Origin of the sequence: Acidithiobacillus sulfurivorans (genome assembly GCF_018853815.1) — a bacterium.
GTDB classification, from domain to species: Bacteria; Pseudomonadota; Gammaproteobacteria; order Acidithiobacillales; family Acidithiobacillaceae; genus Acidithiobacillus; species Acidithiobacillus sulfurivorans.
This window is the reverse complement of record NZ_JAAOMP010000027.1, coordinates 1-24,987: the sequence shown is the minus strand read 5'-3', so window position 1 is coordinate 24,987 and position 24,987 is coordinate 1. Positions and strand designations below refer to the sequence as shown.

Annotated in this window: 25 protein-coding genes; 17 read left to right on the top strand and 8 right to left on the bottom strand. The window is 54.0% G+C overall.

What is annotated here, in order from left to right; translation table 11 throughout:
• Positions 1-122 precede the first annotated feature (122 nt).
• Entirely contained in the window at positions 123-1,586 is a 1,464-nt protein-coding gene (gene glgA / locus HAP95_RS01630) for a glycogen synthase GlgA (RefSeq protein WP_215882683.1), read from the bottom strand.
• Between the two features lie 123 nt (positions 1,587-1,709).
• Between glgA and HAP95_RS01625 the strand changes: the two genes are divergently transcribed.
• On the top strand, positions 1,710-2,276 hold the full coding sequence (locus HAP95_RS01625; protein WP_031571260.1) for a hypothetical protein: 567 nt from the start codon (positions 1,710-1,712) through the stop codon (positions 2,274-2,276).
• Between the two features lie 32 nt (positions 2,277-2,308).
• Here the strand turns inward: HAP95_RS01625 and HAP95_RS01620 are convergent, their stop codons facing one another.
• The gene (locus HAP95_RS01620; protein WP_215882682.1) at positions 2,309-2,680 is read right to left on the bottom strand and encodes a DoxX family protein; all 372 of its coding nucleotides are present in this window, start codon (positions 2,678-2,680) and stop codon (positions 2,309-2,311) included.
• Between HAP95_RS01620 and HAP95_RS01615 the strand changes: the two genes are divergently transcribed.
• Positions 2,667-3,368 (top strand): group I truncated hemoglobin, encoded by a 702-nt coding sequence (locus HAP95_RS01615; RefSeq protein WP_226832409.1) that lies wholly within the window; start codon positions 2,667-2,669, stop codon positions 3,366-3,368. The two genes, HAP95_RS01620 and HAP95_RS01615, sit on opposite strands and share 14 nt — an antisense overlap.
• Positions 3,369-3,451: 83 nt before the next feature.
• A complete protein-coding gene (locus HAP95_RS01610; RefSeq protein WP_215882681.1) occupies positions 3,452-4,354 on the top strand; it encodes an alpha/beta hydrolase in 903 nt (300 codons plus the stop codon).
• 63 nt (positions 4,355-4,417) lie between these two features.
• Here the strand turns inward: HAP95_RS01610 and HAP95_RS01605 are convergent, their stop codons facing one another.
• Complete coding sequence (locus HAP95_RS01605; protein WP_215882680.1) at positions 4,418-6,121, bottom strand: hypothetical protein; 1,704 nt, start codon at positions 6,119-6,121, stop codon at positions 4,418-4,420.
• A gap of 161 nt (positions 6,122-6,282) precedes the next feature.
• Between HAP95_RS01605 and HAP95_RS01600 the strand changes: the two genes are divergently transcribed.
• The 4 genes from HAP95_RS01600 (at position 6,283) to HAP95_RS01585 (ending at position 11,161) form a co-directional block, all read left to right on the top strand.
• On the top strand, positions 6,283-6,726 hold the full coding sequence (locus HAP95_RS01600) for a DUF1841 family protein (protein WP_215882679.1): 444 nt from the start codon (positions 6,283-6,285) through the stop codon (positions 6,724-6,726).
• Between the two features lie 32 nt (positions 6,727-6,758).
• Complete coding sequence (locus tag HAP95_RS01595) at positions 6,759-8,555, top strand: M3 family oligoendopeptidase (RefSeq protein ID WP_215882678.1); 1,797 nt, start codon at positions 6,759-6,761, stop codon at positions 8,553-8,555.
• Positions 8,556-8,557: 2 nt separating this feature from the next.
• Positions 8,558-9,931, top strand: coding sequence for a class II fumarate hydratase (fumC, locus tag HAP95_RS01590; RefSeq protein ID WP_215882677.1), 1,374 nt, complete (start codon positions 8,558-8,560; stop codon positions 9,929-9,931).
• A 108-nt stretch (positions 9,932-10,039) separates the two neighbouring features.
• Positions 10,040-11,161 carry a 3-deoxy-7-phosphoheptulonate synthase gene (locus tag HAP95_RS01585; RefSeq protein WP_215882676.1) on the top strand — a complete coding sequence of 374 codons (1,122 nt, stop codon included), beginning with the start codon at positions 10,040-10,042 and terminating at the stop codon, positions 11,159-11,161.
• A 10-nt stretch (positions 11,162-11,171) separates the two neighbouring features.
• On the opposite strand, the gene metG is transcribed toward HAP95_RS01585, so the two are convergent.
• Complete coding sequence (metG, locus tag HAP95_RS01580; protein WP_215882675.1) at positions 11,172-13,226, bottom strand: methionine--tRNA ligase; 2,055 nt, start codon at positions 13,224-13,226, stop codon at positions 11,172-11,174.
• A 119-nt stretch (positions 13,227-13,345) separates the two neighbouring features.
• Here metG and rpmB point away from each other — a divergent pair, with 119 nt between their 5' ends.
• The 10 genes from rpmB to HAP95_RS01530 all read left to right on the top strand — a co-directional run bounded on the left by rpmB (position 13,346) and on the right by HAP95_RS01530 (position 21,863).
• Positions 13,346-13,582 (top strand): 50S ribosomal protein L28, encoded by a 237-nt coding sequence (rpmB, locus tag HAP95_RS01575; protein ID WP_024892956.1) that lies wholly within the window; start codon positions 13,346-13,348, stop codon positions 13,580-13,582.
• 11 nt (positions 13,583-13,593) lie between these two features.
• Positions 13,594-13,749: a 50S ribosomal protein L33 gene (gene rpmG, locus HAP95_RS01570; protein ID WP_215882674.1), complete on the top strand. Its 156-nt coding sequence runs from the start codon at positions 13,594-13,596 to the stop codon at positions 13,747-13,749.
• Positions 13,750-13,968: 219 nt separating this feature from the next.
• Positions 13,969-15,003, top strand: a complete 1,035-nt coding sequence (gene hrcA, locus HAP95_RS01565; protein ID WP_215882673.1) for a heat-inducible transcriptional repressor HrcA — start codon at positions 13,969-13,971, stop codon at positions 15,001-15,003.
• A 72-nt stretch (positions 15,004-15,075) separates the two neighbouring features.
• Entirely contained in the window at positions 15,076-15,600 is a 525-nt protein-coding gene (locus tag HAP95_RS01560) for a nucleotide exchange factor GrpE (protein WP_226832407.1), read from the top strand.
• A 46-nt stretch (positions 15,601-15,646) separates the two neighbouring features.
• The gene (gene dnaK, locus HAP95_RS01555) at positions 15,647-17,551 is read left to right on the top strand and encodes a molecular chaperone DnaK (RefSeq protein ID WP_215882672.1); all 1,905 of its coding nucleotides are present in this window, start codon (positions 15,647-15,649) and stop codon (positions 17,549-17,551) included.
• A 66-nt stretch (positions 17,552-17,617) separates the two neighbouring features.
• On the top strand, positions 17,618-18,769 hold the full coding sequence (dnaJ, locus tag HAP95_RS01550; protein WP_215882671.1) for a molecular chaperone DnaJ: 1,152 nt from the start codon (positions 17,618-17,620) through the stop codon (positions 18,767-18,769).
• A complete protein-coding gene (gene dapB, locus HAP95_RS01545) occupies positions 18,769-19,623 on the top strand; it encodes a 4-hydroxy-tetrahydrodipicolinate reductase (RefSeq protein ID WP_215882670.1) in 855 nt (284 codons plus the stop codon). The genes dnaJ and dapB overlap by 1 nt, the downstream gene beginning before the upstream one ends.
• A 105-nt stretch (positions 19,624-19,728) precedes the next feature.
• Positions 19,729-20,805 (top strand): iron-sulfur cluster carrier protein ApbC, encoded by a 1,077-nt coding sequence (apbC, locus tag HAP95_RS01540; RefSeq protein ID WP_215882669.1) that lies wholly within the window; start codon positions 19,729-19,731, stop codon positions 20,803-20,805.
• Position 20,806: 1 nt separating this feature from the next.
• A complete protein-coding gene (dcd, locus tag HAP95_RS01535) occupies positions 20,807-21,373 on the top strand; it encodes a dCTP deaminase (protein ID WP_215882668.1) in 567 nt (188 codons plus the stop codon).
• Between the two features lie 268 nt (positions 21,374-21,641).
• The gene (locus HAP95_RS01530; RefSeq protein WP_215882667.1) at positions 21,642-21,863 is read left to right on the top strand and encodes a hypothetical protein; all 222 of its coding nucleotides are present in this window, start codon (positions 21,642-21,644) and stop codon (positions 21,861-21,863) included.
• A gap of 26 nt (positions 21,864-21,889) precedes the next feature.
• Here HAP95_RS01530 and HAP95_RS01525 read toward each other — a convergent pair whose 3' ends face one another.
• Genes HAP95_RS01525 through HAP95_RS01510 form a run of 4 tightly spaced genes read right to left on the bottom strand, consistent with a single transcriptional unit; the run spans position 21,890 to position 24,897 of the window.
• Positions 21,890-22,537, bottom strand: coding sequence for a molybdopterin-dependent oxidoreductase (locus HAP95_RS01525; RefSeq protein ID WP_215882666.1), 648 nt, complete (start codon positions 22,535-22,537; stop codon positions 21,890-21,892).
• 5 nt (positions 22,538-22,542) lie between these two features.
• A complete protein-coding gene (locus tag HAP95_RS01520; RefSeq protein ID WP_215882665.1) occupies positions 22,543-23,151 on the bottom strand; it encodes a hypothetical protein in 609 nt (202 codons plus the stop codon).
• Positions 23,152-23,171: 20 nt separating this feature from the next.
• On the bottom strand, positions 23,172-24,782 hold the full coding sequence (locus HAP95_RS01515; RefSeq protein WP_226832404.1) for a cryptochrome/photolyase family protein: 1,611 nt from the start codon (positions 24,780-24,782) through the stop codon (positions 23,172-23,174).
• Entirely contained in the window at positions 24,769-24,897 is a 129-nt protein-coding gene (locus tag HAP95_RS01510) for a DUF2256 domain-containing protein (RefSeq protein WP_368356535.1), read from the bottom strand. Before HAP95_RS01510 ends, HAP95_RS01515 begins: the two co-directional genes overlap by 14 nt.
• Between the last annotated feature and the right edge of the window lie 90 nt (positions 24,898-24,987).

The window sequence follows — 24,987 nt, the reverse complement described above, 5'->3', positions numbered from 1 at the left end:
TGGGAAAAAAGTCATCGGAGCATTGTAGCGGTTTATGGCTACGGTGCAACGCAAAAGCTTTTTTGTGGGGATAATGATCTCCAATGACCGCTTGATTCTTCTCAAAATGAATAGACCGGAATTTACTGTGCAGATTTGCGGCGCTCCAGAATCAGATGATAAAGCGCGAGGTAGGACAAGGCGGCGTGTTCCCAGCTATGGTTCCCGGCCATGGCCTGTTTCTGGAGATGCCGCCATGCGGATTTTTCCCGGTACAAAGCTGCAGCCCGGAGGACTGCATGGTGAAGATCATCGCTATGTGCAAAGCTGAATACGAAGCCGTTGCGTTCTTCATCCCGGGCAAAGTCGCCGGCATCGACGACGGTGTCGGCCAGTCCGCCGGTATGGTGGACGATGGGCAGCGTCCCATAACGTAAGCTGTACATTTGGTTGAGGCCGCAGGGCTCAAAGCGCGAGGGCATGAGAAAAGCATCCACACCCGCTTCAATCCGGTGCGACAGGCCTTCGTCAAAGGCGATGCGCACGGCGAGACGACCCGGGTGAACAGCCGCCAGTTCCTGGAGCCGCTCTTCAAAGTATTTCTCGCCACTGCCCAGAATAATCACCTGCATCCCGCGCTGGAGGAGATCAGGCAAAATATCCAGAACCATATCGACGCCTTTTTGCTCTACCAGTCGACTGATCATGCCCAGCAGAAAAACATCGGGCTGGGCTTCAAGCCCGAGACTTTGCTGCAGTTGGGCTTTGCACTGACTTTTTCCAACCAGGCTGCGGGCATTGTAGTGCGCAGGAAGATAAGGATCGGCACGAGGGTTCCAGTGGACTTCATCTACCCCGTTGAGAATGCCGGTGAGCTGAGTGGAGCGTTGCTGCAGGAGACCTTGCAGTCCCATGCCAAAGACCTCTGTCTGGATTTCCTGGGCGTAGGTAGGGCTGACCGTGCTGATCTGGTCGCTGTAGATCAAGCCCGCCTTGATGAAGGAAAAAGCCCCGTAAAGTTCAGTTCCCTGCCAATGAAAATCTTCGGCAGGGAGATGTAATTCTGCCATGATGGCGGGATCAAAGCGGCCCTGATAGGCGAGGTTGTGAATGGTGAACAGTGTGGCCGGTCGCGGGCTTCCTATTCGGGTTTCAAGATCCAGAAAATAAGGAACGAGGCCGGTCTGCCAGTCATTCACATGGACCAGATCGGGCCGCCAGTCGAGACCGGATACGCGACCCTGAGCCATTTCTACGGCTACTCGATTCAGCAAAGCGAAGCGGCGCGGATTGTCCGGCCAATCCTGACCCTGCGCATTTTGATAGGGTCCACCATCCCGCTCGTAATAGTCGGGATAACGCAGAAAAAAAACACCAGGCCGGTTCGGGGTTAACCAGAGTTCGGCAGTTTCCTGGGTGTAAGGCGCATTCACCGAACAGAACCAGTGCATTTCATTCAGATCCGGGCGGCCATACCAGGGGACCAGCACCCGGATATCAACGCCCAGTTGCTGCAAGGCCAGTGGCAAAGCGCCTCCGACGTCGGCCAGACCGCCAGTTTTGGAGTAGGGAACCATTTCGGAGAGCACGAACAGGACTTGCAACATAGAGGTTTCAGGCTCTTCAGTGAGTGACTTGTTGCTAACATATCACAAAACACTTTTTGAATGATGGCTTCAGGTCGCCTATGATCCTCGAATACATAAATCCGCAGGTAAGGAGTGCGTAGTATGGAATGGTGCGAACGCTTTAAGGAATATCGGGATCGGGGACGCTGTGTGGTGTATTTTCCCAACTTGCACGAAGGCGAGGACGCCGAAGCCTACGGAATTTTTCTGTCCCTGATGCGGGTGAAAATGGGCATCATGATTCTTGCCCCAGATCGTGAAGAGCGTTATGAACCGGTATACCGCGACGCGATCAAGTATCATCTCCAGACTATTCGCCACAGCCGCCTGTTTACCAGTTATGTACCACTGAAGACGCGGGTGTATTTCGTAGAAACAGTTGATGTTCGCGATGCTTTTTATCCCTGCGCCGATTTTTGTGTGCCCGGAGGTACGCTGATGGGTGGAGCTGTGGACCTTGCCAAACCCATTGCCGATGGCTGCCCGCTGATTCTGGGTCCAAAAATGCCAGATAATGCTTTACGTCAAGGATTGCTGGCCGCAGGTGGAGCCGTTTGGGCGCAGGATAATAATCAGCTGATTGACCTTGCCAAGGCGTGGCTGACTGATCCCGCTGCGGCAAAAACGGCGGCTGAAAAGGCGCGCGAGTGGTGGCAGCAGCACGGTTAAGGATATTTCAGGATGGCTGCCTGCTCATCCTGCTAGTGAAGACGCCATCTTATATCGCTGGACCAACTGATCATCCACAAAAAAATGAGTTGAAAAACGAGCCGGGCGTTGAGTATCCAGGGAGCTATATCTGGATATTTTGATGCATGCATTGCCATATAAACATTGGCCGGCGTCACGGCAATGGTTAAACAAAAAAGACCAAACCCGGCATAGGGCCTGGTCTTTTTTGATAATAATCCTAAGGCCCCGAGCATTTCAAAAAAACCGCTTACATAAACATCCATAACATGGTAGGAGATGTAGTCCGGAATTATTTTTGCTTCGCTGCTGGTAAAGAGAAAATGTGCCAGGCTACCGATAAAAAACCATATAAATACAAAAATTAAAATGAACTTCTTCACCAATACTCCTTGTCTTAGTGGTTTCTTTCAGGCCAGTCAATCATATTTCTGTTATGGCAATGATTACGTGGAATATGCTGACCTGGATGCAAAAAATCCTGCTGCATCCGTCTGCGCAAAAAATACGTATTCATTATATGTTGAGGCTGTTGCCTCCCTGTATGAAGCTGAAAACGGTGTTAAGGAGAATTTAATGAAATATTTTAGATCAGGAATTGCGGTGTTGATGGCAGGATTGGCTGTGAGCCTCGTGGCGCCTTTGGCTGAGGCCGCTCCGAGTGCTGCATCGGTGCAGCGGGCAGATATCAAAATGCCGATTCAAAATCATATTGATGCTTTTGGTGGCAAGTCCGGGGTTAAAGCGCTCATTAATACGTTTGTTGGTTATGTGGCGGCAGATCCCCATATCAATTATTATTTCGCCCATACCAACATCAAGGCCCTTAAATATAATCTGACGCAACAGGTTTGCGAAGTGGTTGGCGGACCCTGTACCTACACTGGCCCGACCATGACTGCAGCACACAAGGGCTTGCACGTTACCACAGCAGCATTCAATTATCTGGCACAGGATATGATCAAGGCGATGGATCAGCGTGATATTGTCAAACCGGCGCAGAACTATCTTTTGGCGCAACTGGCAGCCATGGAACCACAAATCGTTACGGCCAATGGCCCGTTGGGTTAATACATGAGAGATTGGTTATTCAATCAGGTCCTGAAGACTGGGTTTACTTTTAAATTGTCGGTGTTATCTGTGGATGACCAATCATGTCCTTAGCTGTGAGAATGAGCAAGTTATTCATTGCCGGGATGACAGGCGTTATTTCCGCCTGTTCTCCGTTGCAAATTATCAATCGTCTTACCCCGACAAATACCTATAAGGTCACTCAGGGTATTCTTTATCAACATCAGGCACGCGGGCATCTGGATGTATATGAACCCGTTCCCAAGGATGATTATCCTGAACCGGCGGGAGGCTATCCCGTGGTGCTGTTTATTTACGGCGGTGCCTGGGATAGTGGCACCCGGCAAGAATACAAGTTTGTAGGAGAAGCTCTGGCCGCCCGTGGTTTGGTGGTGGTCATACCCAATTATCGCATTTATCCACAGGTACGTTATCCTGCTTTTTTAAGAGATAATGCACGTGCTGTAGCCTGGACTTATCAGCACATCGCCGCTTTCGGTGGCAATATCCGGGATTTTTATATCATGGGCCATAGTGCAGGGGCCTATAATGCCGCCATGTTGGTGATGGATCCGCGCTGGCTGCAGGCAGTGGGACTCAAGCCGGATATTTTTAGTGGCTGGATAGGATTGGCAGGACCCTACAATTTTTATCCAATTACTTATAAACCGGTTCGCCCCATATTTTTCTACCCGGATTATCCCCCCAATAGTATGCCGATTGATTTTGCCGATAATGCGGATATTCCCCGAACTTTTTTAGGGGCTGCAGTGCATGACAATCTGGTGAATCCGAAAGTGAATACTGAAGTATTGGCGACTATGCTGAAAAGGGCGGGGGTCAGTGTCGAGTTGAAAATGTATCGCGGTGTAAACCACGAAACCTTGATTGGTGCTTTTGCCAAGCCATTACGCTGGATGGCCCCGGTGCTGGACGATGTGGTGGCTTTCATCAAAGAGGGTCACGATGAGCGCGTCCATCCCTGATCATTAAAAAGCCCCGGTCTGACAACAGACCGGGGCTTTTATGAAGCCAGATTGATGGAAAACTTAGCTGGCTTTCAGCGACTTCATGAAAATCGTCGCAAAACGAATGAAGAATTTGAGCAGGTACTGGGTGTCTTTGGCGAAGACGATTTTCATCAGGCCAAAAATACCGCCACCCTTGTTGGCTTCATTCTGCATTTCGGTTTTGGTCAGTTCCAGCGCCTTGACGGCCTTGTCAACGCCTCCGGCAAATACCGCATCGGAAGGAATCATGGGCACAACCTTGCTCATGACCATATTGATTTTACCAACCAGACCGGCCTTCTGCAGGTTACCGACCAGGGCAAATACTTCAGGTAACATGTCGATCAGATGGGCATCATGGAGGCCCTGAACAATACCCTTGATACGATGGTTGATGCTTTCTGCATCACCCTTGAGCGCTTTGGAACCAATCTGGGCAATTTCCATCCAGATCAAGGCACCCTGGCTGATGCTGCTGCCAATGTGTTGAATAGTGCCGTCATGCCACAATTCGGCGATAAAATCGGCACCGGTACCAAAGGCAATATTCAGATCGCCGCGCGGAGTCATGATTTCTTCCAGGCGGATGCCCTTTGACTCCAGAGCCTTGGCTGCAGCCTGCAGGGAACCGCCTACCGTTTCAGCTACTTTGAGCAGTGAGCCTACGCGATCAGCAAGGCTGTCGGCATCACCCTGGGCCAGATTTTTGGCGCGCATGGCAATTTTCAGCCATTTTTCGGCCTCTTCAGCAATATCATCCAGCTTGTCCGGAAGGTCGAGGTCGGAGATGATGCCTTTCACTGCACCAAAACCATCTTTACCCGCCTGCACAAAAAATCCGGCACTGGCTGCATAACCGGCCAGATGTTCTACCTGGTCCAGCAAGCCCTCAACCCGACTGACCATATCCACTGAGCCGTTACCCTGGGTAAGATGCTTGACGCGCATAGCCACCTGCATCCAGCGGTTGCCGCCCGAACCGATGCTGGCCAGCGCATTACCCATATTGGCGCTTTCCAGAACTTCGGGCATGGTGTCGCGCAGGGTGCCAATGGCAATATTCATCTGCCCGCCCAAAATTTCGGCCATGTCGAGCATGCCGCTCAGACGGGATTGCAGATCGGGAGCGTCTCCCTGAATCAGCCGCTGGGCGCGCTTGGCCATCTGGATCCACTGGTCGGCCATTTCCTGAATTTCGTCAAGGCGATCCGGCAAGTCCAATTGACCAACCATATTGCCAACAACGCCTACACCCTGCTTGGCGCTTTCTATCCAGTACTGGATGGTGGCCGTGCTGCTGTGGATTTTCTGGATCATTTCCTCGGGATTTTCACCGATGATGGGGCACTTCAACTCGGCGCTGAGCGCCGCGATAGATCTGAAAAATCCGGAGCGTTGCAGATTACCGAGGAGTTGCAGAACTTCCTTGAGCGTTTTGTCCAGCTCAGCTTGCTGGGCGTCATTGATGAGCGCACGCAGGCGATCCAGCGGCTCTTCATCAGAGTTGCCCTTGACGAAGGACTGCAGGGATTCGGAAATACCCTGCAGTTTTTCCATGTAGGGTTGCATGGTTTCCATCAACTTGTCTGTGTCGATGGCCTGAGGGAGCTCATTCAGGACGTCGCGCAGCATCTGCAGCATGTTTTGCACCTGCAGGGCGGCTTCGCCGACTTTTCCGAGCCCTTCCCACTGGCGTTCGTTGAGACTTACTACTGCTGCTGGTACTGTATTCGCGTTGGCCATGATGCGCTAATCTCCCGCTGAAATAATGCTGCGATAAGTGCTTTTAATATAACAAAGCAAGCTTTGTTAAGACTTGCCTTATTTACCACAAAAAGCGTCCCTTTCCTACCCACGTCAGTGTGCCCTATCATCGTCAACGAGGCTTTTGCAGGCTAATTATTATGCTTTATGGCAGTAAACGAGAAACATATCGGCAGATATTTCTGGACAGTTGGCAAGCTTTTCGCGAGGGGCGCCCCCTCGAAGGCGTGCAGACCAGGATTGTGGCCGTCATTCTGGATCACCCCGAGTATCAGGCCTTGCTGGAAGATGCCGAACGAGGATTGTACCAGGATTTTTCCCCGGAACAGGGGCAAAGCAATCCCTTTTTGCACATGTCTCTGCATGTGGGGCTGGCAGAAATGTTGGCAATGAATCAGCCACAGGGTATCGTCAATCTTTACGCCACCGCCTGCGAGAAACGGGGTGAACATGATGCCGAACATCTTTTTGTCGACTGTATGGGCGAGATGATGTGGCAGGCACAAAGGGCGGGGGTGCCTCCGGATATGGGTACCCTGCTCGCTTGTGTGCGGCGCGGACTGGCGTTGCCAGATCCGGCTTGATACTGCCCTGAGGGGCATTTGGGAGAAAATTCATGGTAAAAGCAGTGCAATCGACAACAACCGGCGCTGAAAGCATTCACTGGCGTTTGCAGGATCTTTATACGGGCTCTGATGATCCGCGCCTGGAAGCCGATATGCTTTGGGCCAGCCGCGCAGCAGAGGATTTTGCCCGGCAGTATCGACCGGGCTTGGGCGATCTGGATGCAGATGCCCTGGCCATAGCCCTGCAAAGCCTGGAGGCCATTCGTCAACGGTTGGGTCGGGTAGGGACTTTTCGTTATCTGAGTTATGTCACTCATGCCGACCAGCCCGGGTATGGGGCGGCGTTGCAGGCTTATGAAGAAGCCGCGACTCAAGTCAGCAATCAGTTGATATTTTTTGATATTGCCTGGAATGCGGTCGATGAAAATCGCGCTGAACAGTTACTCCAGGATCCTGCTCTCGCCCACTGGGCGCATCTGCTCCGCAACTGGCGGCAATATCGAAGTCACCTGCGGAGTGAGAGCGAAGAACAGATTCTTTCGGAAAAGCGGGTAACGGGTCGGGCACTCTGGGAGCGCCTCTTTGACGAAACGCTGACAGAGATGCGCTTTAATTTGCGCGGCAAGGCAATGACCGAGCAGGAAGTGCTGACCCTGCTGTCCAATCCTGACCGGTCACTGCGTCATGATGCGGCAGAGTCCCTGAGTACGGGCCTGGAAAGCCGCCTGCATACTTTGACCACCTGTTTTAATGCCATTCTGGCCGATAAGGCCCTGGATGACCGGCTGCGTTCCTATCCTCACTGGCTCAGCGAGCGAAATCTGAGCAACGAAATTTCCGACAGCATGGTCGAGGCCCTGGAAGCGGCCGTGGTGTCCCGCTACTCTCTGGTGGCCCGCTATTATCGACTCAAGGCCAAACTGCTGCGGGTGGCACCGCTAATGGATTATGACCGCTATGCGCCCATCTCCAGTACGGCGCGGCGTTACGACTGGGCGGAATGTCAGCGCATTGTGCTGGCGGCTGTCCACGATTTTTCGCCGGAGTTGGGTGCCATCGGTCAACGGTTTTTTGACGAACACTGGATTGATGCTGCTCTGGCACCAGGCAAACGGGGTGGGGCTTTTGCCCATCCCGTGACCCCCGACGTGCATCCTTACCTGATGGTCAACTATACCGGTACGGTGCGCGACGTGATGACAGTGGCCCACGAACTGGGGCACGGCATCCATCAGTATCTGGCGCGTGAGCAAGGCTATCTGAATGCCGATACGCCGCTGACTACAGCGGAAACGGCCTCGGTGTTCGGGGAAATGCTGACCTTTGAACGGCTGATGCGCGAGGAGCATGACCCGCAGCAACGTCTGACGCTGCTTTGCGGGAAAATCGAGGACACCTTTGCCACGGTATTCCGGCAGATGGCCATGCATCGCTTTGAGGTGGTGATGCACAATGCCCGTCGTCGCGAGGGGGAACTCAGCAAGGAAAGGCTCGCAGAGCTGTGGATGCAAACCCAGACCGAGCAGTTTGCCGACAGTATCCAGTTCAGTCCCGGATACCGCTGGTGGTGGAGTTATATCCCGCATTTTATTGGCTCTCCCGGCTACGTGTACGCCTATGCTTTTGGTGAATTGCTGACTTTGGCTTTAATTCAGCGTTATCGGGAAAATCCCCAGGGCTTTGTGCCGGGATATATCGCCATGCTGAAGCTTGGGGGCAGCAAAACGCCTGCCGAGGTAGTGGCAGAAACGGGTGTTAATCTGGAAGATCCGGATTTGTGGTCAAAAGCCCTGGATTATCTCGCCAGTATGGTGGATGAGGCGGAAGCCCTGGCCGGAGTCCGTTGAGCATGCGTCAGGAAAAAGACAGCATGGGTCTGGTGGATGTGGAAGATACCGCGCTGTGGGGGGCGCAAACCCAACGCTCCCTGAGTTACTTTGCCATCGGCAGCGAACGGATGCCTATGGCCGTCATTTATGCGCTGGTCAGAATCAAACGTGCCGCTGCTCAGGTCAACCATGCATTGGGCCTTTTGGGCAAGGATAACGCCGCTTACATTCAGGTTGCCGCCAGCGAAATTATTGATGGACGCTGGGATACACAGTTTCCGCTGCGGGTCTGGCAGACGGGTAGCGGCACCCAGAGCAATATGAATGTGAATGAAGTGATTGCCAATCGCGCCAACGAACTGGCTGGCCAGGTCCGGGGCACGAAAAACCCCGTACATCCCAACGATCATGTGAATCTTGGTCAGTCTTCCAATGATACTTTTCCGGCTGCCATGCATATTGCCGCCGCATTGGCGGTACACCAAAATCTGCTGCCCGCGCTGATCCATCTGGAAAACCTGCTGGCGGCTAAAAGCCGGCAATTTGCGGCACTGATCAAGGTCGGGCGCACGCATCTGATGGACGCTGTTCCGCTGACCCTGGGTCAGGAATTTTCCGGGTATCAGGCGCAACTGCAGATGGGAATTCAGGCCGTTGAGCAGGCTTTGCCCGGACTGTATGGACTGGCTTTGGGGGCTACGGCTGTGGGCACGGGCCTGAACTGTCATCCTGATTTCGCCAAACAGGCTTGTGCGCACTTGCATGCTGAACTGGGCTTGCCTTTTCATCCGGCAGCCAATTTTTTCGCGGCGCTGGCGGGCCATGAAGCTCTCCAGCAACTGAGCAGCAGTTTGCGACTGGTCGCCATGTCCTTGCTGAAAATAGCCAACGATATTCGCTGGATGGCATCCGGCCCCCGGGCGGGTCTGGGCGAACTGCAGATTCCTGAAAATGAACCGGGGTCTTCCATTATGCCCGGCAAGGTGAACCCCACCCAGGCTGAGGCTCTGACCATGGTTTGCGTGCAGGTTTATGGAAATGACGCGGCCATTGCCTTCGCCGCATCCCAGGGAAATTTTGAGCTGAATGTTTACAAACCACTGATTGCCTACAATATTTTGCAATCCATCCAGCTGCTGGGGGATGCGGCCCGGTCTTTTGCCGAGCATTGTCTGCATGGCCTGGAGCCGGTTACTGAACGCTTGCAGGAAAACATGGAAAAATCCCTGATGCTGGTGACTTCCCTGACCCCCGTGATGGGTTATGAGCGAGCGGCGGCCGTAGCCCAGCACGCCCACCGCAATCATTGTACGCTCCGCGAAGCGGTGATTCAGTTGGGTTTTCTCTCGGGAGAAGAGTTCGACGCGCAGGTGCAGCCGCAGGACATGTTGTAAAGCCGGATATGCTGATGCGCTGCCGTTATGGAGGATCATCGCCGGATCATGTTATCCTTTGGTCCGGCTAATCCATCAGCATTCAGACAGCGCAAGAGGACTTAGAGCATGATCTTGATTTTAGAAGCAGATCTGGCGGAGCAGTCGCCCGTTTTTCAACAGTTGCTGACCCGTCTCAAGGCCATGTCTGATATCCAGTACCGGATTCATCAGGAACAGGGCACCGAACAGTTACTCAGCGAAATTTATCTGATTGGCAATACCAAACAGTTGCGGGTGGAAGACATGGAAGCCTTGCCCGGCGTGAAGCAGGCTATTCGGGTTTCCAAGGAATACCGGATGCTCGGGCGGCATTCCGGCGATCATCGCACCCAGGGTTTTGACTACAACGGCGTTCATTTTGGGCAGGATAACCTCAATGTATTCGCGGGTCTCTGCGCGGTAGATACGCCCGAGCACGTTGAGCAGATGCTGAAAGCACTCCAGGAAAACGGTCAGGTCTGCACGCGTATGGGTGCCTACAAGCCACGGACCAGCCCTTATGCCTTTCAAGGGCATGGCAAGGCCTGTTTGCCCTATGTGTTTGAGCTTGCTGGCAAATATGGAATGCGGGTGATTGCCATGGAAATCCTCCACGAGTCGCACATGGATGAAATCCGTGAGGCTTTGGAAAAAACCGGACATCCAACCGGGGTGATGCTCCAGATTGGCACCCGTAATACCCAGAATTTTGAACTCCTCAAGGCCGTGGGAAGGCAGACCGAATTCCCTGTGCTGCTCAAGCGGGGTTTCGGCATCACCCTGGAAGAGTCCCTCAACGCAGCAGAATATCTGGCCTCAGAAGGGAATACCAAGGTGGTGTTTGGCTTGCGGGGCATGAAAACCAACCTCGGTGACCCCCACCGCAATTTCGTGGATTTTGCCCAGGTGCCCACTGTGAAGCGTCTTACCCGGATGCCGGTTTGCATTGATCCCTCTCATTCCGTGGGCAATCGCGATGCTGGGCCGGACGGAATCCCCGAGGTTTTTCAGGTCACCGCAGAAGGGGTCGTGGCGGGGGCCAATATGATCCTGGTGGATTTTCATCCGGATCCGGCAACCGCTTTGGTGGATGGCCCTCAGGCCTTACTGCTGAAAGAATTACCCTGGTTTCTGGAAGACGTCCGTCTGGCTCGTGAAACCTACGAAGAGCGGGTGCTTTTGGCCGCCGCTCAGGGTGTCGCGGAGTAGGGTCGCAGGCCTACTTCACCCGCATGCCGGGTTCGGCGCCGGCATCCGGAGACAGGAGGAAGGGTCCTCCCGCCGGACCACTGGCGGCCATGACCATGCCCTCAGACAAGCCAAAACGCATTTTACGCGGCGCAAGATTGGCCACCATGACCGTCAGGCGTCCCACCAGACTGGCCGGATCGTAGGCACTTTTGATACCCGCAAACACCGAACGGGTTTTTTCTTCGCCAATATCCAGGGTCAGATGCAGTAACTTGTCCGCACCTTCTACCGCTTCTGCCGCAACAATCCGGGCAATGCGCAAATCGATCTTGCTGAAATCCTCAATACTGATGCTGCTGCTTTCCGTGCCAAGCTCAGCGGTGGCCGTTTTTTCTGCTGTTTTGTCGGTATGTTCGGGATTTTTTGCTGCACTATGGGTGCCGGGTGCTTCTGTGGGGGCTTGAATCAAGGCATCCACCTGGGATTTTTCCATACGTTGCAATAAGTGACTGTAGGGCTGAATGTTGTGCTTCAGCAGGGGTTGGCTGAGTCCCGACCAACTGAGCTCCGTTTGTAAAAATGCCAGCGATTTGCGCGCCAGTTCGGGAATGACCGGGCTCAGTAAAGTCACCAGAATGCGGAAGCCATTCAGAGTCACAGTCGCAACGCGATGTAATGCTTCGCGCTGTTCAGGATTTTTGGCCATAGCCCAGGGGGCATTCTGGTCTACGTAGGCATTAATCTGGTCGGCAAGAGCCATAATGTCGCGCATGGCTTTGCTATATTCGCGACTTTCATAAGCCTCACCAATAGCTTCCTGACTGGTCAGCAGGCTATCGTAAAATGTCTGATCGGGTCCCAATGATGGGGCCAGTTGCCCGGCAAAAAAGCGATGAATGAATCCCGCCGCCCGTGAGGCCAGATTGACGACCTTGCCAACCAGATCCCCGTTGCCTTTCAGCAGGAAATCCTCCAGGTTAAGGTCAATGTCTTCCACATGACTGTTGAGTCGGGTGGCAATGTAATAGCGTAAAAATTCGGGATTGAGATGTTGCAGATATTGTCCGGCAGTGATGGAAGTTCCTCGGGACTTGCTCATTTTGGCACCGTTTACGGTCAGGTGTCCGTGGGCAAAAATACCGGTAGGCAGACGATGTCCGGAGCCCTTGAGCATCGCCGGCCAGAACAAACCATGAAAATAAATAATATCCTTGCCAATGAAATGATAAATTTCGGCGCTGGCGTCGGGTCCCCAGTAATCACTGAAATCACGACCATGACTGGCGCACCAGTGGCGGGTGGCCGCCATGTAACCGGGCAGGGCATCCAGCCAGACATAAAAAAACTTGCCCGGCGCATCGGGAATGGGGATGCCGAAGTAAGGTTCATCGCGGCTGATGTCCCAGTCAGCTAGGCCAATACTGAACCATTCGTCCAGCTTGTGGGCGACTTCTTCCTGGAGGGTGCCGCTGTGAATCCATTGTTTGAGGAACCCGGTAAAATCCCCCAACTGGAAAAAGTAATGTTCGGATTGGCGACGTTCGGGTACCGCACCCGATACGGCAGACACCGGATTGATCAGGTCGGTGGGGCTGTAAGTAGCGCCACAGACCTCGCAGCTGTCTCCATATTGGTCGGTTGCCTGGCAACGGGGGCAGGTTCCGCGAATAAATCGATCAGGTAGAAACATGCCAGCAACAGCATCATACGCTTGTTCGATTTCGCGGATGTTGATGAAATCGGCACTGCGCAAAGCCCGATAAATCTCCTGCGATATCTCGAAGTTTTCCGGTGAGTGGGTGCTATGGTACAAATCAAAACCGATGCCAAAGCCGATAAAGTCGCGCAGATGCTCTTCATGCATGCGTGCGATCAAGGCTTCCGGAGTGATGCCTTCACTCTGGGCGCGCAACATGATGGGCGTGCCATGGGCATCATCGGCGCAGACGTAAACGCAATCATGACCCCGCAGCCGCTGATAGCGGGCCCAGATGTCAGTTTGGGTGTATTCAACCAGGTGGCCAAGGTGGATCGGACCATTGGCGTAGGGCAGGGCGCTGGTAATCAGGATGCGTTTAGTCATAGTAGCCATAAATTACAGGGGAAGCGCCTGTCAGGCAATGCTGTTGAACGATTTTTGATGCTGGCAGTCACTGCTGATCCATGGTATAAAGGGCGCCATTTTTCAGGGAGATTTATCTGATGTCCAGAGTTTGCAAGGTGACCGGCAAAAAGCCTATGGCCGGAAACAATGTTTCGCACGCCCACAACAAGACCCGCCGACGTTTTCTGCCCAATCTTCAGTATCATCGTTTCTGGGTAGAAAGTGAAAATCGTTGGGTGCGTATGCGGGTGAGCACCAAGGGTATTCGTACCATCGACAAAAAAGGTATTGATGCGGTTCTGGCTGAACTGCGTGCTGCCGGCGAAAAAATCTGAGGATTTAACTGATGCGCGATAAAATCAAGTTGGTTTCCACGGCCGGTACCGGTCATTACTACACCACGACCAAAAACAAGAAGACCAAACCGGACAAGCTGGAAATGAAAAAGTACGATCCCAAAGTCCGTAAGCACGTGGTCTACCGGGAAGACAAAATCAAGTAATTTGCTGTGCCTCCCTGCGGTCTGCCCTGAATCTTCAGGAGAGGCCGGTTGGTTCTTTGCTCAGCCATCATTATTTTGCTAAGTTATTAGCACTCCTGATGGTTGAGTGCCAAGGACCCCCATTCCAATCATGTTCACCGTCATAAATTTCTGGTTCTCCGGATACTCCTGCTGCCCGTCAACGGCGCGGGATAGTCTCGCCCAACGAGGACAAATCTGATGGCTATGGATGAACGTGCGCGGCACCTGCTCAAATCCCTCATAGAGCAGCATATAGCCAATGGTGTTCCGGTCGGTAGTCGCCAGTTGGCCAAGGGCGCCGGTCTTAATATCAGTCCTGCTACGGTCCGTAATGTCATGGCGGATCTTGAAGATGAAGGTTATCTGATTTCCCCTCATACTTCTGCCGGACGCATTCCTACCCACGTCGGTTACCGGTTTTTTGTGGATGCGCTGTTGCGGGTGGTGCCACTATCCCCTGAGTCCCATCAACTGCTGATTCATCGGTTGGGGCACTACATTCCGGATACCGAGCAGGTGCTCCATGCGGCCACGGAGGTGCTTTCGGAATTGACCCACATGGCAGGGTTTGTCCGCGTGCCCCGACGAGCCAATCGAACTTTGCGGCATGTGGATTTTCTGGCGCTACGCGAAAAGGAAGTGCTGGCCATTTTTGTGACCGATAAAGGCGATGTCGAAAACCGCCTGATTCGCACCGAGCATGCCCTCAGCGCCGCTGAACTCAATCAGGCGGCCAATTTCTTCAATGAAAGTTATGGTGGTCGCCCCTTGCAGGAGGTCATCCAGCATTTGCAGCGCGATCTGCAACAATCCCGCCACGAAATGGACCGCATATTGCGCAGTGCCATGGAGCTGGGTGAGGAAATGCTGGAAGAAGATCAGCAGCGCATGCTTATCGAAGGGGAGTTTCAGTTGCTGGACCTGCCGGAACTGGCAGGTAGCGAACGGCTGCGCGAGTTACTCAATGCGGTGCGTCAGAAGCGTGATCTGGTCCATCTTCTGGATAGCAGTATGCGCGGCAGTGAAGTGCGCCTCTTTATTGGTGAGGAATCGGGCTTTGCACCCCTGAGCGATTGTAGTGTCGTCTCTGCGCCGTACGTGGTGGATGGCGAGGTGCTGGGCGTGCTCGGCGTGCTCGGCGTGATTGGGCCCATGCGCATGCCTTATCAACAGATTATTCCCTTGGTAGATGGCACAGCCCATTTACTGGGGCGGGCCTTGTCACAATCTTGAGTGGCTTGGCTTGAAATGCCGCCGGGTCCTCCCCATATGGAGGACATCCAAATGATCAGGAGTGAATTGCGCATGAGTGAAGAAGAAAAGCCCGTGTCGTCTTCAGAAGAAGCGGAGACAACAGCAGCACCCGAGGCCGGTGAAGTCAACTGGGAGGAAAAGGCGGAAGCCTATCGCAATGATTATCTGCGGGCCTTGGCCGATGCCGAAAACCAGCGCAAGCGCTCGGAAAAGCAGATTGAAGATGCCCGTAATTATGCCGTAGACCGCTTTGCCCGGGAATTGCTGCCAGTTATCGACAGTCTCGAACTGGCCCTGGCGACGCCCCTGGAAGGCGATGAAGCGGTCACGCAGTTTCGCCAGGGTATTGAAAATACGCTGACTCTGTTTGCCCAGGCCTTGGGAAAAGCGGGTATCGCCCCCATAGAGATGGGCGAAGGGCGTTTTGATCCGCATCTTCATCAGGCGATTGCCATGGTGGAATCGGAAGGAGATGCAAACCGGATTCTTGCGGTACACCAGAAAGGTTATCTCATGCATGACCGTCTGCTGCGTCCCGCCATGGTTTCGGTGTCCAAGGCACCCAAAACCGCGTAATCATTGTTGATATAAACACAAATTTTTTAATTCAGGAGAACATATAATGGCTAAGGTAATTGGCATCGATTTGGGCACCACCAATTCTTGTGTCGCCGTCATGGAAGGCGACAAGGTCAAGGTCATTGAAAACAGCGAAGGCAAGCGGACGACGCCTTCCATTGTCGCGATCACTGAAGAGGGCGAGGTGTTGGTTGGCGAGGCGGCAAAACGTCAGGCGGTCACCAATCCCGAAAACACCATTTATGAAGTGAAGCGCCTGATTGGTCGTAAATATGACGATGCCGAAGTCCAGAAAGATCTGAAGCACGTTCCCTATAAGGTGGTGAAAGCCGAGAACGGCGATGCCTGGGTGGAAGTGCGCGATAAAAAATATTCCGCGCAACAGGTTTCGGCCTTCATTTTGCAGAAAATGAAAAAGACGGCAGAAGATTATCTGGGGGAAACCGTCAGTGAGGCGGTCATTACCGTCCCTGCTTACTTCAACGATGCCCAACGTCAGGCTACCAAGGATGCGGGACGTATTGCCGGTCTGGAAGTGAAGCGCATCATCAACGAGCCTACGGCAGCGGCCCTGGCTTTTGGTGAAGACAAGAAGCCCGGCGACAGCAAAATCGCGGTTTACGATCTTGGCGGTGGGACGTTTGACGTATCCATCATCGAAATTGCCGAAATGGACGGTGAACACCAGTTTGAAGTGCTGTCCACCAATGGTGACACTTTCCTGGGTGGTGGTGACTTCGACAATCGCATCATCAATTATCTGGCGGATTCTTTCAAAGCCGAAGCCGGTATTGACTTGCGCAGTGATCGTCTGGCCATGCAGCGGCTGAAGGAAGCGGCGGAAAAAGCCAAAATCGAGCTTTCTTCGGCGCAGCAGACTGACGTCAACCTGCCCTTCATCACCGCCGACCAGAGTGGTCCCAAGCATCTGAACATGAAGCTGACCCGGGCCAAGCTGGAATCTCTGGTGGAAGACATTATTGACCGCAGTATGGCCCCCTGCCGGGTCGCCATGAAGGACGCCAACCTGTCCACCAGTCAGGTGACCGACGTGATTCTGGTGGGTGGTCAGAGTCGGATGCCCAAGGTTCAGGAGAAGGTCAAAGACTTTTTTGGTCAGGACCCGCGCAAGGACGTGAATCCCGACGAGGCGGTGGCCATTGGTGCAGCCATTCAGGGCGCGGTGCTGTCTGGCGACAAAAAAGACGTACTGCTGATGGATGTGACGCCGCTATCTCTGGGTATTGAAACCCTGGGCGGCGTGATGACCAAGCTGATCGAGAAAAACACGACCATCCCGACCCGCAAGTCCCAGGTGTTTTCTACGGCAGAAGACAACCAGTCGGCGGTGACCGTGCATGTTTTGCAGGGTGAGCGTGAACTGGCCCGGGATAACAAATCCCTGGCCCGCTTTGATCTGGCCGATATTGCTCCGGCGCCACGGGGCATGCCGCAGATTGAAGTGACTTTTGATATTGATGCCAACGGTATCCTCCATGTGTCGGCCAAGGACAACCAGACCGGCAAGGAGCAGTCCATCAAAATCACCGCAGGTTCCGGTCTCTCCGAGGAAGAAATCAAGCGGATGGTCGCCGAAGCTGAAGCGCACGCGGCTGATGACAAGAAGGCGCGGGCATTGATTGAAGCCCGCAACGAAGCGGATGCCAGCATTCACGGCGCGCGCAAGGCGCTGACTGAACAGGTATCGGCACCGGAAGCGGACAAGGCCAAGGTCACTGAAGCCATTACGGCGGTGGAAACGGCCAGCAAGGGTGAAGACCCGGAAGCCATCAAGAGTGCCGTGGCGACCTTGATGGCGGCCATGTCCACACTGCTGCAAAGTGCGGCAGGCAGTCAGACGGAGCCCGGCGCAACTGCTCAGGGTGAAGGGCAAGCCAAGGCGGATGATGTGGTCGACGCGGAGTTTGAAGAAGTCGATAAAAAGTAATTCAGACTTTGGTGATAAGGGGGCAGGATCTGGTATCCTGTCCCCTTGCCTGTTTCAGGATAAAAAATGGCTACACGCGATTATTACGAAATTTTGGAAATTACCCGCAGCGCCGACGATGGGGAAATCAAAAAATCCTACCGTCGTCTGGCGATGCGCTATCACCCTGACCGCAATCCCGATGATCCCAGTGCGGAAGATCACTTCAAGGAAATCAGTGAGGCCTACGAGGTGTTGTCCGATGCTTCCAAGCGTCAGGCTTATGACCGCTTCGGACACGCCGGGGTGCAGGGTGGTGCTGGTCCCGGCGGTGGTTTTGGTGGCGGCTTCGGAGGTTTTGGTGCTGGCGGCGGCGGCGGGGGCTTTGGAGATATTTTCGGGGATCTTTTTGAACAGGCTTTTGGCGGCGGTGGGCGTGGCCAGGATTCCGGGCGCGGCTCGGATTTGCGTTATGAGCTGGATCTGACACTGGAAGAAGCCGCACTGGGCAAACAAGTCACTATTCAGATTCCCAGTTCCGCGCCTTGTGAGGTTTGTCACGGTACTGGGGCAAAACCGGGCAGTAAGGTAGAAGATTGCAGCACCTGTGCGGGTCGTGGCCAGGTGCGGATGGTTCAGGGTTTTTTCTCGGTGACGCGTCCCTGTCCGCAATGTAATGGTAGTGGTAAAACCATCAAGGATCCTTGCACTAATTGTCAGGGCCACGGCAGAGTCCGCAAAACCCGTGATCTCGAAGTCAAGGTGCCGGCCGGTGTAGATACGGGCGACCGCATCCGTCTGAATGGTGAAGGCGAAGCTGGGGAACGCGGCGCAGCGGCGGGTGATCTGTATATTCAGGTGCGGGTTCAGCCCCACAGCTTGTTCGAGCGCGATGGAGATGATCTGCATTGTGCTGTTCCGGTGAATTTCACGACCATGGCCATGGGGGGTGAACTGGAAGTGCCCACTTTGACGGGTCGGGCCAAAATCCAGATTGCGCCGGGATCCCAGTCCGGCATGGTATTTCGCTTGCGCGGTAAGGGTATCAAGGGGGTGCGCAGCAAGTTGCATGGTGACTTGCATTGTCGCCTGCAGGTGGAAGTGCCCGTGCATTTGTCGGCACGACAAAAAGAACTGCTGGAAGAATTTGCCAGCACTGCCGGAGATCAGGGGCAGCATCCCCAGCAGGAAAGCTGGTGGAACAAGGCCAAAGACTTTCTGGACCGGATGGGCCTCTGATGAATCTTCTGCCAACACGCGTCGCTATAACAGCGGTCTCGGGACGAATGGGCCGGGCGCTGATCCAGGCTTTGGAGGGGCGCGATGACCTGCAGCTGACCGCAGCCATTGGTCGTGCAGGTGCGGAATATCTGACGCAAGACGCCGGCCGCCTTGCTGGTGTCAGGCCGCTGGATGTGCCAGTCACGGCAGATTTGCGCGCGGTGTTGGCGCAGGATAAGGCCGTGGATGTGGTCATCGAATTCGGTCCGGTTGCCGCAGCGCTGGACCATGTGGTGGCGTGTCAGAACACGAACACGCCCATCGTCATTGGTACAACCGGCTTTTCTTCCGGGCAGCAAAATATGCTGAAGACCGCCAGCCGGGATATTCCCCTGCTGCTGGCCCCCAATATGAGTGTCGGCATCAATGTGCTGCTGGCTTATCTTCCGGCTATTACCAAGGCGCTGGGGGAAAGTTACGATGTGGAAATTGTCGAGGCTCACCATCGTCACAAAGTAGACGCGCCATCCGGGACCGCGCTGGCTTTAGGGCGTGCCGTTGCCAAGGGACGCGGTGTCGATCTCAAGGACGTGGAGTGCCTTGATCGTAATACCATCCGGGGGCCACGCCAGGAAGGCAGTATTGGCTTTGCTACTTTGCGTGCTGCTGACGTGGTGGGTGAACATACGGTGTGGCTGGCGGGCGCGGGCGAGCGTCTGGAATTAACCCATCGTGCCTCCAGCCGTTTGAATTTTGCCGAGGGCGCACTGCGGGCGGCGCGCTGGTTGGCGGCACAAAGCCCCGGATTTTACGATATGCAGGACGTTCTGGGCTTGAAGCAGGGGCCGGTCTGGAGCGCCACGAAGTCGTGATCAGTGCAGAAACCGCACCCTGATCCACTATCGCGAAAAAACAGATTTTTGCGGATACACCGGTTAAGATGACGGCAGCTTTGGATGCCGGAGATGAGGACGAGCATGGCAGAATTGACGCGGGAACAAGTAGAACAGTCATTGCAGGCAATGGAAGACCCTTATCTGGGTAAAACTCTCGCAAAAGCCGGCGCACTCAAAAGTGTGGACGGTAACCAGGTCAAACTGGAATTACCCTATCCCAGCGCTGGTGTGGCTATCAGTCTGAGTCAGGATGTGGCGCGGCAGATTCAGAATGACCACGGCCTGCAGGCGGATGTTTCGGTCAGTCATCGTATTGTCACCCATCAGGTCCAGCGCGGCGTCAAGCTTATGGAAGGGGTGCGCAATATTATTGCGGTGGCCTCGGGCAAGGGCGGCGTGGGCAAGTCAACCACCGCAGTAAATCTGGCGCTGGCGCTGGCCAAGGAAGGTGCCCGGGTAGGGATTCTGGATGCCGATATATACGGTCCCAGCCAGCCGCGCATGCTGGGTATTTCCGGTAAACCCACCAGCAAGGATGGAAAAAAGATGGAACCCATGGAGGGTCATGGCATTAAAGCCATGTCCATTGGTTTTCTGATTGACGAAGAAACCCCCATGGTCTGGCGCGGGCCTATGGTCATGCAGGCGTTGGAGCAGCTGCTCTCGGATACCCGCTGGGGAGAACTGGATTATTTGGTGATTGATCTGCCACCGGGTACGGGTGATACCCAGTTGACCCTGGCGCAGAAAGTGCCGGTTTCCGGAGCGGTCATTGTCACCACTCCCCAGGACATTGCCTTGCTGGATGCCCGCAAGGGTCTGAAAATGTTTGAGAAAGTCGGGGTTCCAATCCTCGGGGTTATCGAAAACATGAGCTTTTATATTTGCCCCAAATGTGGCAACGAGGACGATATTTTCGGACATGGCGGCGGTGCCAGCATGGCCGAGCAGGATGGCGTGGAATTTCTGGGTGCCATCCCTCTGGACCGCAGTATTCGCAGCGAAGCTGATAATGGAGCGCCCACGGTAGTGGCACAACCCGATTCGCGTCTGGCCAAAATCTACATCGAACTGGCGCGACATGTGGCCGGGCGGGTGGCCAATCAGGCCGTAGATCATAGCCACAAATTCCCCAATATTGTCGTGCAGAATCGCTAGAATGAGTATCAAATCAGATCGCTGGATTCGGCACATGGCAGAAAATGAGGGGATGATCGAGCCTTTCTCCCCCCGTCAGGTACGCCATGCAGAAGGCAGTCCCATCATTTCCTACGGCTTGTCATCTTATGGTTATGATATTCGCTGCGCCGGTGAATTTAAGGTATTCACCAATGTGCGCAGTGTCATCGTCGACCCCAAAAACTTCAGCGAAGATTCTTTTGTGGATTTCAGTGGGGATACCTGCGTTATTCCACCCAATTCATTTGCCTTGGCGCGCACCCTGGAATATTTCCGAATCCCCCGCAATGTGCTCACCATTTGTCTGGGCAAAAGTACCTACGCGCGTTGCGGTATTATTGTGAATGTCACGCCCTTTGAACCGGAATGGGAGGGCTACGTGACCCTGGAATTTTCCAATACCACGCCGTTGCCGGCCAAAATATACGCCAATGAAGGTGTCGCTCAGGTTCTTTTTCTTGAATCAGATGAGGTCTGCGAAGTGTCTTATGCGGATCGGCGCGGTAAATATCAGGGCCAAAGTGGTGTGACTCTTCCCAAGGCTTGAGTGGTTCTGTAACCGGCCGTTGACCTGGATAGCTTTTTGCTCCAACGTCCCTTGCCTGTTGTTCTAAGGCTCATCCTGCTGTCAGGAGAGAACTCGCCCTGCGGGCTCAAACAGCTCTCCTGACGGGCGCAGGATTTCGCCAAGAACAACAACGGCGCGGGCCAAAGTCGCCGCAAAGCTATCCAGGTCAACGGCCGGTTACAGAGGAATAAATCAGCCCTGGCAGATGTTAATTTAAATAACCGTGGATTCATTTGGGGGTGTTGTCATGCGCAAAACAGCATTGGTCATACTCAGTATCATCGGCATTTTTCTGATGCTTTCAGGCCTGTTGTTTTTTCTGCAGGGCACCGGAATATTTCCCTACCCGAAAAGCAGTTTCATGATCAATGAAACCATCTGGATTATCCGTGGGGCTATTTTATTTGTGGTCGGGTTGATTGTTCTGTTCATTGGCCGCCGTTTTCGGCGACCAGTCAAGGTCCGCTAACTAGCAAAGAAATCAACGTTTCTGGTTCACAGCAGGTCCATGAAACTGAAACCCTTCTTGATGTAGGCATTGTTGGCATAGCCGTCCTTTTCCCAGGTGCCCTGGGGGCGGGCGCTGTCCAGCACAATCTTGTTGACCCATTTGACACTTTTGTAGCCGTACATTTGCGGGACCAGCAGACGCAGCGGATATCCGCCTTTTTGCAGCAGCGGCTGTCCGGAAATGTGCGTGGCAAGAATGACCCCTGGTGCGCGAGCCTGATCCATGGAAAGACTGTCTACATAGACGCCATCGGCGCTGTAAAAAGCGACATAGCGGGCACTTGCCTGAGGTTGTATCTGCTCCAGAAAGTGCGACAGGGCAATACCCTGCCAGTGAACATTGTTGACAATCCAGCCGGTCACGCAATGAAAGGTTTCGATTTCCCGATCCTTGCTCAGTTGATATAACTCGGGAAGGGTGAAAGTTTGGGGTTTGTGGATGAGTCCCGTAGTCTCAAGACGATAGGTATCTGGATTGATTTTGGGATAAAACCCCGCATAAGTGTAATACTCCGGAAAAACCGGGATTTTGGCATCCGCCCAAGCCAGGGTAGGATAAGCCAGACTGCCTGCCCCGGTCGCCAAAATCAGGCCACCCGCTGAGCGCAGAAATTCTCGACGATTGATTGACATGACTTTTATCCTCTTTTCCAGACGGCAAATATGCGCCAAAGGGCTTCGCCGCGCAGTGCATGATAAGTGGCCATGACGACATGGCCGATCCAGAAATAGGCTAACAGGGGGGTACCCAGGCGCATTAGCGTAAGTCCAATTTGTGCGCCTCCGCTCAGATGCAGGTCTCCGCGCAGAACGAGCCAGCCGATAAATCCCCCAAAGGTCACGATGCTGACCCCGATGAAAAAAATGGCTTGCCAGAGGCTGGATAAACCCGGTCTCACCCCATGACTGGGGAGTTTTCCGCGAAATAACCGGGCAAGATCATGACCTACGGCTTGAGGGGTGCGCCAGGAAAACCAGGTACCCAAAAGATGACGCCCCCAGGGCGTGAATAGATATACCAGCCAGGTAAGAACCAGCCAGCCAGTCAGAATCAGCCCGGCAAGTACATGCAGCGGGAACCAGGTGAAATTGGCAAACCACAAGGCGGCCAGACTGTTCCATAACTCAAAGGTAACACTCAGCACCAGTCCCAGATGCAAAATCTTGGCATAAACAGGATATTCCACCGGGTTTTCAGGCGTCTGAGCGGAGAATACGCTGCCGGGAATATGAATGATCTCTGCCATGTCTTGCCTCGCTTGCAGACTTATTCCAGATTACGTGAAATTTCGGGTTCTGGATGCATTTTATTCACCTCGAATGCCTGACCATCTTCAAGATTTTTGCGTATCACCTGAGCCTGGGCGCGAATCGCCGCAAGATGCTCGCCGGACATGCGTTCCAGATGCTTCCATTGCAGCGCAGTACGCGGATGTTGACGGAAACGTTCCTGGTGCGTCTGCAGAAAATCCCAGTACAGCACCGTAAAGGGGCAGGCTTTTGCGCCGCTAGCCAATTTGGGTTCATACGGGCAGCGCTGACAATGCCCGCCCATTTTCTGCAGATAATTACCGCTGGCGACATAGGGCTTGGATGCCATCCAGCCGCCATCTGCATACTGGGACATGCCGATGACATTGGGCAGCTCCACCCACTCCACGGCATCCACGTAAATGGCCAGAAACCAGCGATGAATGGCTTGCGGCTCGACGCCCAGCAGCAATGCAAACAGACCGGTAATCATCAGTCTTTCAATATGGTGGGCATAACCATGCTCCAGAGTGCGCGCGATGGTGTTCTGCAGGCAGGACAGGTCGGTTTTTGCAGCCCAGTAGAATGCTGGCAAGGGCTGATGGGCCTGGAGGATATTCTGCTGCAGCCATTGGGGCATGTGCAGCCAATAGAGGCCGTGTATGTATTCGCGCCAGCCCAAAATTTGCCGGATAAATCCTTCTGCAGAGGCGATGGAAACTTTACCAGCCCGGAAATTTTCTTCCACCGCCCGAATGACCGTTATGGCACGGATCAGACCGAGATTCAGCGCTGCAGACAGCCGGGAATGATAAAGCCAGACCTGCCCTGGCCAGAAAGCATCCTGCAGGGGACCAAATTGTGCAAGACGATCATCCAGAAAATCCTGAAGAGCAGCTTGGGCCTGTTGGGGAGTCACCGGCCAGTCAAAGTGTTGCAGATTACCCGGATGTGCGGCGAATTGTGTTTCGACCAGGGCTATGACTTCCTGCGTGATGGCATCCGGAGGAAAACCCAAAGGATCAGGAATCCAGCCGGGACCCTGAGAACCGGGACGCTGACGGTTTTCCGGATCAAAATTCCAGCGTCCGCCAACCGGCTGATCTTCTTGCATGAGTATTCCGGTTTTTTGACGGGCGTGGCGATACCAGAATTCGAGACGCATCTGGCGACGATTTTCTGCCCACTGGCCAAATTCCGGGACTGAAAACAGAAAATTAAGATTACGCCGTTCTTGCCAGGGAATTTGCCTACTTTCTGCGCAATGACGAATGGTTTCGCGCAGCTGCCAGGTGCCGGGGCGCAGGCTGATGATTTGCCGGGGCTGCCAGCGGAGTAGTGCCACTTCCAGGGCCTGACACATGCTTTGATAGGGGTGCGTGCCAAGGGGTAGATACTCCAAAGGAAAGCCACGTTGCCGCAAGGCCGCAGCATGATGCCGCATGGCACTCAGGAACAGGGCAATGCGGGCCTTATGCGACCAGACTATGGTGGACTCTTCGGGCACTTCCGCCATCCAGCACAGATCCTGATCTGGATCGAAGCCTTCCAGGGCCAGGCTGTCCGGATCCAGATGGTCACCGAGAATCACTACCAGATGACGAACAGTCCTTTCAGTCTGAGACATGGGGCTGGTTTTCGGGGCGATGCCGATTTTTTCGACAGGCGGCTGAACAATACCGTACTTCATCCCAACAGCGCTTCCAGCGTTTACGCCAGGTAAAGGGGCGCTGGCAGACCACACAGATTTTTTGGCTCTTCGTCAGATTGAGTGGGTAGGGGGTAGAATGCTGTGGAGCGGTCGTGCCCTGAATTGGAGTTAGCTGATGGTC